The sequence below is a fragment of the Streptomyces sp. NBC_01190 genome (genome assembly GCF_045039895.1).
GTDB lineage: Bacteria > Actinomycetota > Actinomycetes > Streptomycetales > Streptomycetaceae > Actinacidiphila.
This window is the reverse complement of record NZ_CP108580.1, coordinates 5,286,296-5,301,941: the sequence shown is the minus strand read 5'-3', so window position 1 is coordinate 5,301,941 and position 15,646 is coordinate 5,286,296. Positions and strand designations below refer to the sequence as shown.

General features: G+C 73.7%; 11 protein-coding genes. 4 read left to right on the top strand and 7 right to left on the bottom strand.

What is annotated here, in order from left to right; translation table 11 throughout:
* Positions 1-162: 162 nt before the first annotated feature.
* On the bottom strand, positions 163-1,368 hold the full coding sequence (gene xylA / locus OG519_RS22320) for a xylose isomerase (protein WP_405586772.1): 1,206 nt from the start codon (positions 1,366-1,368) through the stop codon (positions 163-165).
* 306 nt (positions 1,369-1,674) lie between these two features.
* On the opposite strand from xylA, the gene OG519_RS22315 reads away from it, so the two are divergent.
* Positions 1,675-3,174 (top strand): FGGY family carbohydrate kinase, encoded by a 1,500-nt coding sequence (locus tag OG519_RS22315; protein WP_405586770.1) that lies wholly within the window; start codon positions 1,675-1,677, stop codon positions 3,172-3,174.
* Between the two features lie 213 nt (positions 3,175-3,387).
* Complete coding sequence (locus OG519_RS22310; RefSeq protein WP_405592901.1) at positions 3,388-4,557, top strand: ROK family protein; 1,170 nt, start codon at positions 3,388-3,390, stop codon at positions 4,555-4,557.
* 120 nt (positions 4,558-4,677) lie between these two features.
* On the opposite strand, the gene OG519_RS22305 is transcribed toward OG519_RS22310, so the two are convergent.
* Positions 4,678-6,072 carry an Ig-like domain-containing protein gene (locus OG519_RS22305; protein ID WP_405586767.1) on the bottom strand — a complete coding sequence of 465 codons (1,395 nt, stop codon included), beginning with the start codon at positions 6,070-6,072 and terminating at the stop codon, positions 4,678-4,680.
* A 421-nt stretch (positions 6,073-6,493) separates the two neighbouring features.
* Between OG519_RS22305 and OG519_RS22300 the strand changes: the two genes are divergently transcribed.
* Complete coding sequence (locus OG519_RS22300; RefSeq protein WP_405586764.1) at positions 6,494-6,778, top strand: hypothetical protein; 285 nt, start codon at positions 6,494-6,496, stop codon at positions 6,776-6,778.
* 175 nt (positions 6,779-6,953) lie between these two features.
* Here OG519_RS22300 and hutH read toward each other — a convergent pair whose 3' ends face one another.
* The 5 genes from hutH to OG519_RS22275 form a co-directional block, all read right to left on the bottom strand.
* Positions 6,954-8,537, bottom strand: coding sequence for a histidine ammonia-lyase (gene hutH, locus OG519_RS22295; protein WP_405586762.1), 1,584 nt, complete (start codon positions 8,535-8,537; stop codon positions 6,954-6,956).
* A gap of 580 nt (positions 8,538-9,117) precedes the next feature.
* Entirely contained in the window at positions 9,118-10,329 is a 1,212-nt protein-coding gene (locus OG519_RS22290; RefSeq protein WP_405586759.1) for a diguanylate cyclase domain-containing protein, read from the bottom strand.
* 176 nt (positions 10,330-10,505) lie between these two features.
* A complete protein-coding gene (locus OG519_RS22285; protein WP_405586756.1) occupies positions 10,506-11,306 on the bottom strand; it encodes an enoyl-CoA hydratase-related protein in 801 nt (266 codons plus the stop codon).
* A gap of 194 nt (positions 11,307-11,500) precedes the next feature.
* Positions 11,501-12,592: an adenylate/guanylate cyclase domain-containing protein gene (locus tag OG519_RS22280; RefSeq protein WP_405586753.1), complete on the bottom strand. Its 1,092-nt coding sequence runs from the start codon at positions 12,590-12,592 to the stop codon at positions 11,501-11,503.
* A 232-nt stretch (positions 12,593-12,824) separates the two neighbouring features.
* Positions 12,825-13,721: a biotin--[acetyl-CoA-carboxylase] ligase gene (locus OG519_RS22275; RefSeq protein WP_405586750.1), complete on the bottom strand. Its 897-nt coding sequence runs from the start codon at positions 13,719-13,721 to the stop codon at positions 12,825-12,827.
* Positions 13,722-14,011: 290 nt separating this feature from the next.
* Between OG519_RS22275 and OG519_RS22270 the strand changes: the two genes are divergently transcribed.
* Entirely contained in the window at positions 14,012-15,601 is a 1,590-nt protein-coding gene (locus OG519_RS22270) for an acyl-CoA carboxylase subunit beta (protein ID WP_405586748.1), read from the top strand.
* The last annotated feature ends 45 nt before the right edge of the window (positions 15,602-15,646 follow it).

Sequence of the window (15,646 nt, the reverse complement as noted above, 5' to 3'; positions counted from 1 at the left end):
GGGCCGGGGCCGTACCGGAAGCCGTACGGAAAGCCGTACGAGAAGGGCGGCGCGGCCGGCAAGCGCGGGGCACCCGGAGGTCGGCGGCCGGGCGGCAGCCGGTGCGGCGGCGGGGCGGGTGGGGCGCCGGAAAGGCGACGGGCGGCCCACCCGCCCAGGGGGTCAGCGGGCGCCGAGGAGGTGGTCCATCGCCAACTGGTCCAGCCGCTCGAACGCCATACCGCGGGCCGCGAGAGCCTCCACGTCGAACTCCTCGTAGGCCGTACGGTCGGCGAGCAGATCGGCCAGGGTCTCCCCCTCGCCGAGGGTCGGCTGGACCAGCTCGTGCAGCCGGGAGGCCCGCAGCGCCTCCTGGACCTCGGGGTCGGCGCGGAAGGCGGCCGCGTGCTCCTTGAGGATCAGGTAGTTGCGCATACAGCCGGCCGCCGAGGCCCACACGCCCTCGTAGTCCTCGGTACGCGGCGGCTTGAAGTCGAAGTGCCGCATCCCCTCGTAGCCGGCCGTCTCCAACAGGTCCACCAGCCAGAACGCCGACCGCAGGTCACCCGCGCCGAAGCGCAGGTCCTGGTCGTACTTGATGCCGGTCTGCCCGTTGAGGTCGAGGTGGAAGAGCTTGCCGTGCCAGAGCGCCTGGGCGATGCCGTGCGGGAAGTTCAGCCCGGCCATCTGCTCGTGGCCCACCTCGGGGTTGACGCCGACGATGTCGGGCCGCTCCAGCGAGTTGATGAAGGCGAGGGCGTGGCCCACGGTCGGCAGCAGGATGTCGCCGCGGGGCTCGTTCGGCTTGGGCTCGATGGCGAACCGCAGGTCGTAGCCCTGCTCGGTGACATAGTCGCCCAGCAGGTCGAACGCCTCCTTCATCCGGTCGAGGGCGGCCCGTACGTCCTTGGCGGCGCCGGACTCCGCGCCCTCCCGGCCGCCCCAGGCGACGTACACCTTGGCGCCCAGTTCCACCGCGAGGTCGATGTTGCGGATGGTCTTGCGCAGCGCGTAGCGGCGGACGTCGCGGTCGTTGGCGGTGAAGGCGCCGTCCTTGAAGACCGGGTGGGTGAAGAGGTTGGTGGTCGCCATCGGGACGGCGAGCCCGGTGCTGTCCAGCGCCTGCCGGAAGCGCTTGATGTGCGCGTCGCGCTCGGTGTCGGAGGAGCCGAACGGGATCAGGTCGTCGTCGTGGAAGGTCACCCCGTACGCGCCGAGTTCGGCGAGGCGGGTGACGCTCTCGACCGGGTCGAGCGGCGCGCGGGTGGCGTCACCGAACGGGTCGCGGCCCTGCCAGCCGACCGTCCACAGGCCGAAGGTGAACTTGTGCTCGGGCGCCGGGGTGTAGGGGTTCCCGGAACCGGAGGGCGCGGGCGTGGCGGAAGTCATGGTGGTCCACTCCTATTCGTCAGACTGTTGAACAAATTAGTATGCGAGGCCGATGATGGGAAGTGGGCACCGCCGAGAAGCACGGTCGAGCGTCGACAAGCACGGTCGAGCTTCAAGAAGCGCGGCGGGCACAACAAGCACGGCCAGTACGGTCAGAGCCCGGCAAGGGTGGTCATGGACGCGGGAAAGGATGCGGATCGCATGGCGTCGGAGAGTCAGCCGCAGGACGAGCCGCGGAGTCGGCCATCGAACCCTCGGGGCGGGGCGGGGAGCGGGGAGCGCGGCCACGGGCCGATCGTGCTCGGGGTGGACAGCTCAACCCAGTCCACCAAGGTGCTCGCGGTGGACGCCGACACCGGCGAGGTGCTGGCCCGCGGCCAGGCCCCGCACACCGTCAGCGGCGGCGCGGGACGCGAGAGCGACCCCGAGGAGTGGTGGCGCGCGCTGCTCGACGCGCTCGACCAGTTGGGTGACTACGCCCGCCGCGCGGCGGCCATATCCGTCGGCGGTCAGCAGCACGGTCTGGTCGTCCTCGACGCGGCCGGGCGCCCGCTGCGTCCCGCCCTGCTCTGGAACGACGTACGGTCCGCGCCGCAGGCGACCGCCCTGGTGGAGCGGTACGGCGCCGGGTGGTGGGCCGAGCGCTTCGGCTCGGTGCCCGGCGCCAGCTTCACGGTGACCAAGTGGGAGTGGCTGCGGGCGCACGAGCCCGAGGTGGCGGCGGCAGCGGCGGCCGTACGCCTGCCGCACGACTTTCTGACCGAGCGGCTCAGCGGGGCCGCCGTCACCGACCGGGGGGACGCGTCCGGCACCGGCTGGTGGGCTTCGGGCGCCCCGTCGGCCTCGGCCACGGATACGGCCCCCGGTTCGGCCACCGCTTCGGCCGCCGGGGACAGCGCGGCCGCCCCCGGCGGGTACGACGAGACGCTCCTGGGCGAGATCGGGCTCGACCCGAAGCTGCTCCCCACCGTGCTGCGGCCCGGTCAGCAGGCCGGCACCGTACGGGAGCGGCTGCCGCTGCCGGCCGGCGCGCTGGTCGCGGCCGGCACCGGCGACAACGCGGCGGCGGCGCTCGGCCTCGGGCTCACCCCCGGCCGGGCCGTGCTCAGCCTCGGTACGTCCGGCACCGTCTACGCAGTCTCCCGCCGGCGCCCCGCGGACCCGACCGGCACGGTGGCCGGGTTCGCCGCCGCCGACGGGGGCTGGCTGCCGCTCGCCTGCACCCTGAACTGCACGATGGCCGTCGACAAGGTGGCCGCGCTGCTCGGCCGGCGGCGGGAGGAGGTGGAGCCCGGCGGCTCGGTGGCCTTCCTGCCCTTCCTCGACGGGGAGCGGACGCCCAACCTGCCGTACGCGTCCGGGCTGCTCACCGGGTTGCGGCACGAGACCACCGCCGGGCAGGTCCTGCAAGGGGCGTACGACGGGGCGGTGTGGGCGCTGCTGCGGGCGCTCGACGAGGTGCTCGCGGTCGACGGCGACGGGGATTCGCGGGGCTCCGGTGCGCCGGGGTCCGGGTCGGGGTCGGGGTCGGGCGAGCCGCTGCTGCTGATCGGCGGCGGCGCCCGGGGCGCGGTCTGGCGCGACACGGTCCGCCGGCTGTCCGGCCGGCCCGTACAGGTGCCCGAGGCCGAGGAGCTGGTCGCCCTCGGCGCGGCCGTCCAGGCGGCGGCGCTCCTCAGCGGCGAGGAGCCCACCGCGATCGCCCGCCGCTGGAACACCTCGCGCGGACCGCTCCTCGACCCGCTCCCCCGGGACGACGACGCGCTGGCCCGGCTGTCGGCCGCCCTGCCCTTGGCGGCAAGCTGACCTTCCGGCGTGGCCGGGCCGCACATACTGAGGGCCGGACGGGCCGGACGGGCTGGACCGGCCGGACGACCCGCACCGGCCGAACGGAAGAGCGCACCAGAACACCGACGCCGGCGCCAAGGCACGCGAGGAACCGAAGGAAGGAGCTCCGTGGGGAAAGGCAACGGGACGGGCGCCCAGACGGGGCTCCGGCGGCGGAACATGGCGGCGGTGATGCGGGTGCTCGCGGCCGGCGAGAAGGTGACGCGGGCCGGGGTCGCCGTGGAGGTCGGCCTGACCCGGGCCACCGTGTCGACGCTGGTGGACGAGTTGCTGGTGGCCGGCCTGCTGGAGGAGCGGGGCGCCCAGCGCCCCGGGACGGTGGGCCGCCCCGGCACCGCGCTCGCGCTGTCCGCCACCGGCCCGGCCGGGGTGGGCGCCGAGATCGGCGTCGACCATCTCGCCGCCTGTGTGGTGGACATGCGCGGCGTCGTCCGCTGCCGCGCCGAGGCTCCGGCGGCGAACCGCAACCGCCCGGCCCCCGCCGTCCTCGCCGAACTCGCCGAGCTGACCGCCCGCGTCACGGCGGAGGCCGAGCAGGCGGGACTGCGCCCGGTCGGCACCACTATCGCCGTCCCGGGCCTGGTCGGCCGCGACCGGGGCACCGTACTGCGGGCGCCCAACCTCGGCTGGGAGGACGTCCCGGTCGCCGCGGCCCTCGGCGAGCGGACCGTCGTGGAGAACGAGGCCAATCTCGGCGCCCTCGCCGAACTCTGGCTCGGCGGGCACGACAAGCTCGCCGACTTCGTCCATGTCTCCGCCGAGATCGGCATCGGCGCCGCCCTGGTGGTGGAGGGCCGGCTCTTCCGGGGCGCGCGGGGCTTCGCGGGTGAACTCGGCCATGTCCCGGTCCGCCCGGACGGTCCGCTGTGCTCGTGCGGCGCGACCGGCTGCCTGGAGACGTACGCCGGGGAGGAGGCGCTGCTGCGGGCGGCGGGGGTGGCGGCGCCCGGGAACAGCGGGGAGCAGGCGGACCACGCGGATCACGGGAACAGCGGCCCGGCGGCGCTGCGCGAGGCCGCCCGCAGGGGCGATCCGGCCGCGCTGCTGGCCCTCGCGGAAGCGGGCGCGGCGCTCGGCATCGCGCTGAGCGGGGCGGTGAACCTGCTCGACCCGCAGGCGGTCGTGGTGGGCGGCCCGCTGGCCGATCTGGCGCCCTGGCTGCTGCCCGGCGTCCGGCGCGAACTGGCCGCCCGCGTCACCGACCGCCAGTGGCGGCCCGAGGACCTCGTCACCTCACGTCTCGGCCGTGACGGGGTGCTGCGGGGCGCCGCCTACAGCTCGGTACGGACCGTGCTCGACGACCCGGCGGCCTGGATCAGCACCGTGACGGCGAAGGCGTAAGGCGACCGCCCGTCCCGTCCGGCCGTGGGGCCGGACGGAACGGGCGGAACGCGCGGGTGCGGGAGCGGGCCTGAGCCGATCGCGCGGCAGGCGGGGCCGGGGCCCATCGGACGAGGACGGTCAGCGGAGCGCCGACCCGGCCAGCCAGTCGCTCCAGCTCATGTTCCAGCCGTTGAGCCCGTTGTCCGGCGCGATCGTCTTGTCCGGCGAGTTCTTGACGACGACCACGTCACCGACCATCGAGTGGTTGTAGAACCACGCGGCCGGGGTGTTCGGGTCCTTGCCGCCCTTGACGTCGGCCATGCCGATGCAGCCGTGGCTGGTGTTGGCGTGGCCGAAGACGGACGGGGCGGCCCAGTAGTTGCCGTGGATGAAGGTGCCGGAGGTGCTCAGCCGCATGGCGTGCGGGACGTCCGGGATGTCGTACTCGCTCTTGCCGTCCTTGTCCTTCAGGCCGACGGTCGCGCTGTTCATCCGGGTGGACTGGTCCTTCTCCGAGATCACCATCTGCCCGTTGTAGGTGGTGAACTGCGGGGTGGTGCCGGACGAGATCGGGATGGTGCCGATGACCTTGCCGTCACGGACGACGGTCATCTCATGGGTCTGGGTGTCGACCGTGGAGACCTGGGAGCGGCCCACGTCGAAGCTGACGGTCCTGTCCTGGACGCCGTGGACGCCGGGCGCGCCCTCCACCCCGTCGAGCTTGAGGGTGAGCGAGACGTGCGAGCCGGCCAGCCAGTAGTTCTGCGGGCGCAGATCGAGCCGGCTGGAGCCGAACCAGTGGCCGACGACCTGCTGGCCGCTGCTGGACGACACGGTGACCGCCTTCTGCACGGCGGCGCGGTCCTGGCTCGCGATGGGCTTGTCGAAGTTGATCGAGACCGGCATGCCGACGCCGACGGTCGAGCCGTCCTCCGGCGTGAAGTAGCCGATGAAGCTGCCGGCCGTGGAGACGGTGGCGAAGACGGAGTTCGCGGTGGTGCTCCGGCCGTGCGTGTCGGTGGCCGCGGCGGATATCTGGTACTGGGTGCCGCGGGCGAGCTTGACGTCCGGCGACCAGCTCGTGCGGTCGGCGGATATCGTGCCGGCCACCTTCTGGCCGGTGGGCTTCACCGTCATGGTGACCGAGGTGAGGGTGCCGTCGGTGACGAAGACCTTGGTGCCCCTGTTGATGTCGGCGCCGGTGCTGCCGGTCCTCGGCGTGATGTTGATCTTCACGTCGGACGCCTGCTTGGCGACGTCGGCGTCCACCCGGGACTGGGTGGCGGCGGGGGTGGAGGCAGCACCCGAGGGACCTGCGGGGGCACCAGGGGCCGAGGGCGAGGCGGACGGCGCGGCCGATGTCCGGGCCGGGGCGGAGGTGGCCGCGGCGGCCTTGTCACTGCCGCCGCCATGACCGCAGGCGGCCACCCCGACGGCGCCGCCCACCGCGAGGACCACGGCGGCCGCTATGGTCCGACGGCGGCGCAGGCGGGAGCGCTGAGCAGGGGTCTTTCCGGCGTCTGACGGCGTCACACGTACTCCAATATGTGGGGGGTCCCGCCGGGACCGCGCGGGCCCGCACTGCTGCGGGCCGTGGACCGGCGCCTCATCGGGCGGCCATGCGGTCCCGTCGGTCGTCGGGCGAGCTGGTTCCTCGTCCTTGGCTCTTGCGGTTCGGCGTGATCAACGCGGCGCGTCGCGGCTCACGGGGTCCGCCGTGGACAGAGCATCCTTACCTATTCATGGAAACAGGCGAAAGGGGAAAACAGGCCCTCTTCGGTGAGAATTGTGGGCTTTCACACGTGCCAGTGGGGTTGATTTCCTGACTGCGGGCATACGATCCGTGTAATCACTTCTACACACCGTGAGCGTTTCGTCGCCGCTTCACAGGGCAGCACCGAGTCACTACCATCGGCCCTCACGGTCAAGTCACCGCTCTCGCTTGGGGGATACGTTGACCTCACCCCGCCCTTATGTCGCCGCGGCCGCCGCTTCCGTGCTGGCCGCGCTGTATTTCGTCCCCTCCGCGACGGCCGGACCGGTCGACGCGGCCCCCGTCACGTCGACGACAAGCCACTCCATCGCCGCGACGAACGGCTCCGCACGGCACCTGGGCGATCTCGCCGACACCGGTGCGGTGGATACGAAGCCGTATGTCATTGGCGGGGCGGCGTTTCTGGTGGCGGGGGCGGGACTCGTCCTCAACGCGGGGCGGCGCTCCCGCGAAGCGGTCAGCTGAGGGTTTCCCTTACGCCTCGGGGTGCCCGTTTGCGGCCGGCCGTCGCGGGAGGACCAGCACCACCAGGGGCGCGAGGAACTGCGCGAGCAACCGGCCACCGGCCGATGGTCGGGCGACGGCCCGGATTGGCACCCCGAGCCGTCCGAGGACGCCGGCCGCGCGCCGGCAGCGGCGCTTACGCCAACGGCCCGGTGACCGACTCCGCCGCCCGCGCGAGCGCACCCTCGCGGACAAAGACATACGCCGCCTCCAGGTCGGGCGAGAGGAAGCGGTCGGGACCCGCGCCCCGCACCCCGGCCTCGCGCACCGCGTCGAGCACCGCCTGGGACGCGGGCGCCAGCCCCAGCACGCTGGTCGCGGACCTGATCTCCAGCGCGCGGGTGGCCGCGAAAAGCTCCACCGCGATGACGCGGGTGAGGTTGTCGACGGCGGTACGGAGCTTGCGCGCCGCCGACCAGCCCATGGAGACGTGGTCCTCCTGCATCGCGGAGGACGGGATGGAGTCGACCGAGGCCGGTACGGCCAGCCGCTTCATCTCGCTGACCAGGGCGGCCTGGGTGTACTGGGCGATCATCAGACCGGAGTCGAGCCCGGGGTCGTCGGCGAGGAACGGCGGCAGGCCGTGCGAACGGTTCTTGTCCAGCAGCCGGTCGGTACGGCGCTCGGCGATGGAGGCCAGGTCGGCGGCGGCGATGGCGAGGAAGTCCAGCACGTAGGCGACCGGGGCGCCGTGGAAGTTGCCGTTCGACTCGACCCTGCCGCCCCCGGAGCCTTCGTCGTCGGAGGTGTCCCCGACGAGCACCACCGGGTTGTCGATAGCGGCCGCGAGTTCACGGTCGGCGACCAGCCGGGCATGGGCCAGGGTGTCCCGGCCGGCGCCGGCCACCTGGGGGGCGCAGCGGATGGAGTACGCGTCCTGGACGCGGGGGGCGTCGTCCTGGTGGTGGCCGGTGAGCCCGGACCCGGCGAGCACCCGGCGCATGTTCTCGGCGCTGGCCGCCTGGCCGGGGTGCGGGCGGATCGCGTGCAGCTCGGGCGCGAGCACCTTGTCGGTGCCGAGCAGGGCTTCGAGGCTGAGGGCGGCGGTGATGTCGGCGGCGGTGAAGAGGCGGGCGAGGTCGGCGCAGGCGAGCAGGAGCATGCCGAGCATGCCGTCGGTGCCGTTGATGAGGGCGAGGCCCTCCTTCTCCCGCAGTTCGACCGGGGCGATCCCGTGCGCGGCGAGGAGTTCGGCGGCGGGGCGGACGACGCCGTCGGGGCCGGCCGCCTCGCCCTCGCCCATCAGGACCTGGGCGCAGTGCGCGAGGGGGGCGAGGTCGCCGGAGCAGCCGAGCGAGCCGAATTCGTGCACGACCGGGGTGATGCCGGCGTTGAGCAGCGCGGCGATCGTCTCCACGACCACGGGGCGGACCCCGGTGTGGCCCGAGGCGAGCGTCTTGAGCCGCAGGAACATCAGCGCGCGTACGACTTCGCGTTCCACCTGGGGGCCCATGCCGGCCGCGTGCGACCGGACGAGGCTGCGCTGCAACTGGACGCGCAGCTCGGGGCTGATGTGCCGGACGGCGAGGGCGCCGAATCCGGTGCTCACGCCGTAGACCGGTTCGGGCTTGGCCGCGAGCGCCTCGATCACCCCCCGCGCCCGGGCGACCCCCGCCAGCGCGCCCTCGCTCACCACGACCTTCGCGGCCCCCCGGGCCACCGCCAGCACGTCCTCCGCCGCGATCCCCTCGGCGCCCACCACCACGTTCTGCATATCCATATTCACGCACCCTAAGCACTGAATCCCCGCCTGTCACCCCGCGGCTCCCTGCGGGGCCGACCCCCGAGAACCGGCGCGCGCCCCGACGTCGCGAGACCCGCGGACGGACCGATTTCGCTGCGCGGCCGAACCGGGCGCCCACCGCCGGTGGGCAGGTACACGGGCGGACCCGCACGCGGCAGCGGACCCGCATGCCGGGCCGCCCGCCGACGCCGGGCAACCCGCACCGGAAGACCCGCACGTGGTAGCGGAGGCGCACGGGCGGGGAGCCGCCGACGCCGGGCAAGGCACGTGGAGACGAAGTCGCACGGGCTGGGGGCTGCCGGTGCCGGGCAAGCGGCACGGGAAGACCCGCACGCGGCAGCGAAGCCGCACGGGCGGGGAGCCGCCGACGCCGGGCAAACCGGACCGGAAGACCCGCACGTGGTAGCGGAGGCGCACGGGCGGGGAGCCGCCGACGCCGGGCAAGGGGTACGGGGAGACCCGCAGGTGAAGACGGAGTCGCACGGGTGGTGCGGGTGGGAAACACCCCCCTCCCCCCGGAGGGGCCCGCACCGCACCCCGCGGGGAAGGGGAACCCTCAGCCGTGGCGGCCCCGCAAAGAGCGGCGCTCGGGGGCGGAAGGCGACGCCGGTGGCGAATCCGCGAGGCGGACGACCGGGTCGTCCGGAGCCTCCCGCCCCGCCACCACCGGATGCGCCGCGCGCAGCGCCTTCGCCCGATACTGCGCCGCGTCCGCCAGCCGGAACAACCGCCGCGCCGAACTGACCTGCCCAATCGCGTCCCCCGTGGACGCCACCCCGACCGCCACCCCCTCCCCCACCTCCAGCTCCTCCGCCCGCCTGCACACCTCCTCGGCCATCCGCTCCACCTCCGCCGCCTCCTGCCCCACCGCCACGATGCAGAACTCGTCCCCGCCCAGCCGCGCCGCGAGACTCCCCGGCAGCATCGCCGCGCTCAGCGACAGCAGCGACCCGAACCGTTCCAGCAGCCGGTCCCCCACCGCGTGCCCGAGCAGATCGTTCACCTTCTTCAGCCCGTTGAGGTCGCACACCACCAGGCTGACCACGGTCCCCCGCTCCCGGTGCCCCTCCAGCGCCTGCTCCAGCCGTACGTCGACCGCCCGCCGGTTGCCCAGGCCGGTGAGCGGGTCGGTGAAGGCGAGCCGTTTCACCTCGGCGAGCCGCTCGGTCTGCGCGATGGCCGCCGCGATCAGCGCGGCCAGCACACTGGCGAAGTCGGCGTCCGTACGGCCGAAGACGGGTTCGCCGATCTCCCGGGCCACGTACAGCTCGCCCCACGCCCGTCCGTGCACCACGATCGGCGCCACCACACAGCTGCCGCGCCCGCGCCGCCGCAGCGCCGCCGTACGGCTCCAGCCGCCCGCCCCGCCGGAAGCCGCGCCGGAGGCGTCGGCCGCGTCGGACGCGGGCCGCGAAGGGTCGGAGGGCCCCGCACCCTCGACCGTGTCCACCCACGCGTGCGGCGCGCCGCCCCCCGCCCAGGTGTCGTGCAGAAACTCCGCGATCTCCGGGAAGTCATGGACCGAGTACGACTCGTCGACCGGTTCCGGCTCCTCGCCCGCCGCGAGATCACCGTCGTTGACCAGCACCCGGAGCCGTCCCGCCTCCCGCTCCCACGCCGAGATCGCCGCGAAGGAGCCGCCGATGGCCAGCCGGGCACGCCGGGCCCCCGCCCGTACCGCGGCGCGCGGTGTCTGGGCGGTGGCGAGCGCCTGGGCGAGTTCGACGACCGCCCGCAGCCGTACGTCGGCCGCCGTCCCGTCAACCATTCCCCCAGGCTAGGGACGTTTCTCCGGCTATGACCGCTGGCCCGGCGCCGGATGGGCCGAACGGGCGGCTCGCCCCGGACGGCACCAGGCGGCACCAGGCGGCACCAGGCGGCATCACTCGGCCCAAGCCGCCCCAAGCCTCCGCCGGCCGGAGCCCGGCCGGGCCGTACCGCCCGCTACTCGCCCGGCCACTCCGGGGTGCGCTTGTCGTTGAAGGCGGCGACGCCCTCGGCCCGGTCGGCGGAGAAGGCGACCGTGCGCCAGGCCGCGTCCTCGATCTCCAGACCGGTGCGGAGGTCCGCGCCGTGGCCCAGCCGCAGGGCGCGCTTGGCCGCGCGCAGCCCGACCGGGGAGTTCGCGGCGATGGTGGCGGCCAGTTCCAGCGCGGTGGCGCGGGCCGCCCCGTCTTCGGGGGCGAGCCGGTCGATCAGGCCGAGCTCAACCGCCTCGGCCGCGGCCAGCCGGCGGGCGGTGAAGATCAGCTCGGCGGCACGGGCCGCGCCGACCCTGCGCGGCAGGAGCTGCGTTCCGCCGCCGCCCGGAATCACGCCGACCGACACCTCGGGCAGACCGAGCACGGTGGTCGCGTCACCCACGATCAGGTCGCAGGAGAGCGCCAGCTCGAAACCGCCGCCGAGCGCGTAGCCGTGCACGGCGGCGACGGCCGGCATCGGCAGCTCCAGCACCCCGGTGTACGCGGCCCTGGCCAGCGGGCGCTGCCGGCCGAGTTCGGCGTCGCTCAGCGCGTTGCGCTCCTTCAGGTCGGCGCCGACGCAGAACGCCTTGTCGTTGGACGAGCTGACGACGGTCACGCTCACCGCGCGGTCCCGGCCGAGCGCCTCGCAGGCCGCCGCGATGGACCCGGCCATCGCCGTCGACACCGCGTTCATGGCCCGCGGCCGGTCCAGCACCAGCTCCGCCACCCGCGCGCCGTGCCGCCGCACCACCACGAACTCGCCGAACCGCTCCTCAGCCATCACGCCGTCCTCCCGGTTAACGCCCGTGAACCCCCATCCTGTCAGCCCCGCCGGGGCCCCGGCGGACCGGGGGTCAGAGGGCGTTCCGGCAGCTCAGCGAGGCGCCGTCCGGCGGCGAACCCACGGCCCCACCGACCCGTGAGGTCCCCGGGGGCCGATTCAGGAGCGGCGGCCACTCAGGAGCGGCAGCCGATTCAGGAGCGGCGGCGGGTCAGGAGCCACGGCTCGACCACGCCGAGGCCCCGGACCGGGCGGCGCCACATCGGCTGGAGCGCGAAGCGGTACTTCTCCGCCGAGGAGGGGTCGACGTCCGCCTCGGAGGCCGGCGCGTCGCCCGCCTCCGCCAGTGCCTCGGCGAAGTCGCCGTCGACGAGGACCGCGTCCCTGGGCGCTATCGAGGTCAGGCGCGACGCCAGGTTGACGGTGGTGCCGAAGACATCACCCATCCGGGTGGTGACGGTGCCGAACGCCATGCCGACCCGGAGCGCCGGCATCGACTCGTCCCCGGTCATCGTCTCGATCAGCCGCATCCCGATCTCCGCCGCCGTACCGGGGTCGTCGGCGACGAAGAGCACCTCGTCGCCGAGAGTCTTGATGAGCCGGCCCCCGTAAGCGGCGACCTGATCGGCCGCGGTGGTCTCGAACGCCTCCACCAGCTCGCCCAGTTCCTCCTCCTCCAGGCGCCGGGTGAGCCGGGTGAACCCCACCAGATCGGCGAAGCCGACCGCGAGCCGCCGGTCCACGGCCTCCTCGTCGTCGGACTGGACCACCCGGCTGGTTGCCGCCGCGACCTGGCGCCGCCAGACGTAGACCAGGAACTCCTCCAGCTCCGGCAGCAGCAGCTCCACCAGCGGGTACGCCACCTCGGCCCGGGTCATCCCGGGCTCCGGCGGCTCGGTGAGGCCCTCCAGGAAGGAGTCGGTCTGCCAGTCGGCGAGCCGCGCGGTGGTCTGGCCGGTGGAGCGCGCCACCTGGATGGCCATCGACTCGCTGAGCAGGCCCGCCTCGACCAGACCGGCCAGCCGCCGCAGCGCCAGCACGTCCGCCTCGGTGAGCGCCTTGGCCTGGCCGATGTCGGCGAAGCCCATCGCCCGCCAGAACCGGGACGCCAGGTCCATCGAGACGCCGGCGGTACGGGCCGCCTGGAAGGGGGTGTAGCGGCGGGGCGCGCCGAGGATCAGCTCCTCCAGCCGGAGGGCCAGCGGATGCTCCCCGGTGTCGGGATACTCGCCCGTCTCGGGGTCGGCGTCCGGATCGGCCCCGTCGCCGGGGTCGACAAAGCCCATCGTGGGATGTTCCGACGCCCCGGAAGCGCCGCGCACACCGCGCACCGGATCCCGGTGGGCACCCGGATCCGGTGAGTTCGGCTGGTCCGGTGCGGCGCTGTCGTTGTCCACGACCTACCGCCCGGCCCGCGAAGAATCCCTGCGCACAGCCCTTCCGATCATCGAGACGACGCAGCTCCTCAAAGATACGGCAGGTGTGCGGTGGCTCACTCGCACCGGGCCGCGACGCCGGTCAGAGCTGCCCGGTCCCGGGCCGCAGATGCACGACGTCGCCGGCCCCGACCGCCTCTTCCCCGTCCGGCCCGGCGATCACGAGCCGGCCGTCGCCGTCGACGGCCACCGCCGTACCGGACAGCTCCTTGCCGCCGGGCAGTTCGGCCCGGACCTGGCGGCCCAGCGTGGCGCACCCGGCGCCGTACGTCTGCTGGAGGCGGGAGACGGCCGGGTCGCCGTCGGCCGCCCGCCAGGCCCCGTACCAGTCGGCGAGCGAGCGCAGCACGGCGCGCAGCAGCGGGTCGCGGTCGGTGCCCTGGGCGCCGGCCAGCGCCAGCGAGGTGGCGGTGGGGACCGGCAGCTCCGCCGCCCGCAGCGAGACGTTGACGCCGATACCGACGACCACCGCACCGCCGGAGCCGTCGGCCGGGGAGGTGCCGCCGCCGACCCGCTCGGCGAGGATGCCGCCGGCCTTGCGCTCCTCGCCGTCGACGGTGAGCAGCAGGTCGTTCGGCCATTTGAGGGCGGTGTCGATGCCGGCCGCCCGGGAGAGCGCGGTCGCGGTGGCCACCCCGGCGAGCAGCGGCAGCCAGCCCCAGCGGTGCACCGGCACCGGCCCGCGGTCGCCGCGGGCCTCGCCCGGCCGCAGCAGGACGGAGAAGAAGAGGCCGGAGCGGGCGGGCGCGCTCCACCGCCGGTCGAGCCGGCCGCGGCCGGCCGTCTGCTCCTCGGCGATCAGCGCGACGCCCTCGGGGGCGCCCTGCCGGGCCCGCGCGGCCAGGTCGAGGTTGGTGGAGCCGGTGGCCTCGACCACGTCGAGTTCGGTCCACAGGCCGTCCGGGACGACCACCGCGCGGCGCAGCGCGGTGGCGTTCAGAGGCGGTCGTTCCAGATCGGACCAGCGGCTGCGCGTCATGGCGCAAGCCTACGATCCGCCACCGCCCGGCTCCCGGCGAAGCCCCCGGCGGGGTCCTGTTGGCGGCTCCCGACGAGGTCCCGGCTGCGTCCTGGCGGGGTCCTGTTGGCGGCTCCCCGCGCTTTTCCGGCGGCGTCCCGCTGACCGCTGTCGAATGCCCGGCCGCTGTGTCGAACGCCGCGGTGCCCGGGGCCGGGCCTCCGCACTACGCTGAACGCAGCGTTACCCGCCGGTCATATCACCGGCGGGACGCCACCGTAGGATCCGCCGAGAGCAGGAGAGCCGCCTCCATGGCCGAGCCGGAGTACGACATCCACACCACCGCCGGAAAGCTCGCGGATCTGCGCCGCCGTATCGAGGAGGCGACGCACGCCGGTTCGGGGAGCGCGGTCGAGAAACAGCACGCCAAGGGCAAGCTGACCGCCCGCGAGCGGATCGGGATGCTGCTGGACGAAGGGTCGTTCACCGAGCTGGACGAGTTGGCCCGGCATCGCTCCACCAACTTCGGCCTGGCGGCCAACCGGCCTTACGGCGACGGTGTGGTGACCGGGTACGGCACGGTGGAGGGCCGCCCGGTCGCGGTGTTCTCGCAGGACTTCACGGTCTTCGGCGGCGCACTGGGTGAGGTCTACGGCGAGAAGATCGTCAAGGTGATGGACTTCGCGCTGAAGACCGGCTGCCCGATGATCGGCATCAACGACTCGGGCGGTGCCCGGATCCAGGAGGGCGTCACCTCGCTCGGCATGTACGGCGAGATCTTCCGCCGCAACACCCACGCCTCCGGGGTGATCCCGCAGATCAGCCTGATCATGGGCCCGTGCGCGGGCGGCGCGGTCTACTCGCCGGCGATCACCGACTTCGTGGTGATGGTCGACCGGACCTCGCACATGTTCATCACCGGGCCCGACGTGATCAAGACGGTGACCGGCGAGGACGTCGGGATGGAGGAGCTGGGCGGCGCGAGGACCCACAACACCACCTCGGGCAACGCGCATCACCTGTCCGGCGACGAGAAGGAGGCCGTCGAGTACGTGAAGGCGCTGCTGTCGTATCTGCCGAGCAACAACCTGGAGGAGCCGCCCGAGTTCGCCGGCGGGGCGGACCTGGTGGTCGGCGACGAGGACCTCGAACTCGACACGCTGATCCCGGACTCGGCCAACCAGCCCTACGACATGCACAAGGTCATCGAACACGTGCTGGACGACGGCGAGTTCCTGGAGACCCAGAGCCTGTTCGCGCCGAACATCGTCACCGGCTTCGGGCGGATCGACGGCCGGCCGGTGGGCGTGGTAGCCAACCAGCCGCTCCAGTTCGCCGGCTGTCTCGACATCAACGCCTCGGAGAAGGCGGCCCGTTTCGTCCGGACCTGCGACAGCTTCAACGTCCCGGTGCTCACCTTCGTCGACGTGCCCGGTTTCCTTCCCGGCACCAACCAGGAGTGGGACGGCATCATCCGCCGGGGCGCCAAGCTGATCTACGCGTACGCCGAGGCGACCGTACCGCTGATCACCATCATCACCCGTAAGGCGTACGGCGGCGCGTACGACGTGATGGGCTCCAAGCACCTGGGCGCGGACCTCAATCTGGCCTGGCCGACGGCGCAGATCGCGGTGATGGGCGCGCAGGGCGCGGTGAACATCCTCTACCGCCGCACGCTGGCCGAGGCGGAGACGCCCGAGGAGGCCGAGGAGCTGCGCCGGCGGTTCATCACGGAGTACGAGGACACGCTGCTCAATCCGTATGTCGCCGCCGAACGCGGTTATGTGGACGGGGTGATCGCGCCGTCGCAGACCCGGGTGGCGCTGGTGAAGGCGCTGCGGACGCTGCGGAACAAGCGGGAGAGCCTGCCGCCGAAGAAGCACGGCAACATCCCGCTCTGAGGCAGTCCGCCAAACCCCGCGGCGGTCCGTGGCGATCCGCGGCAG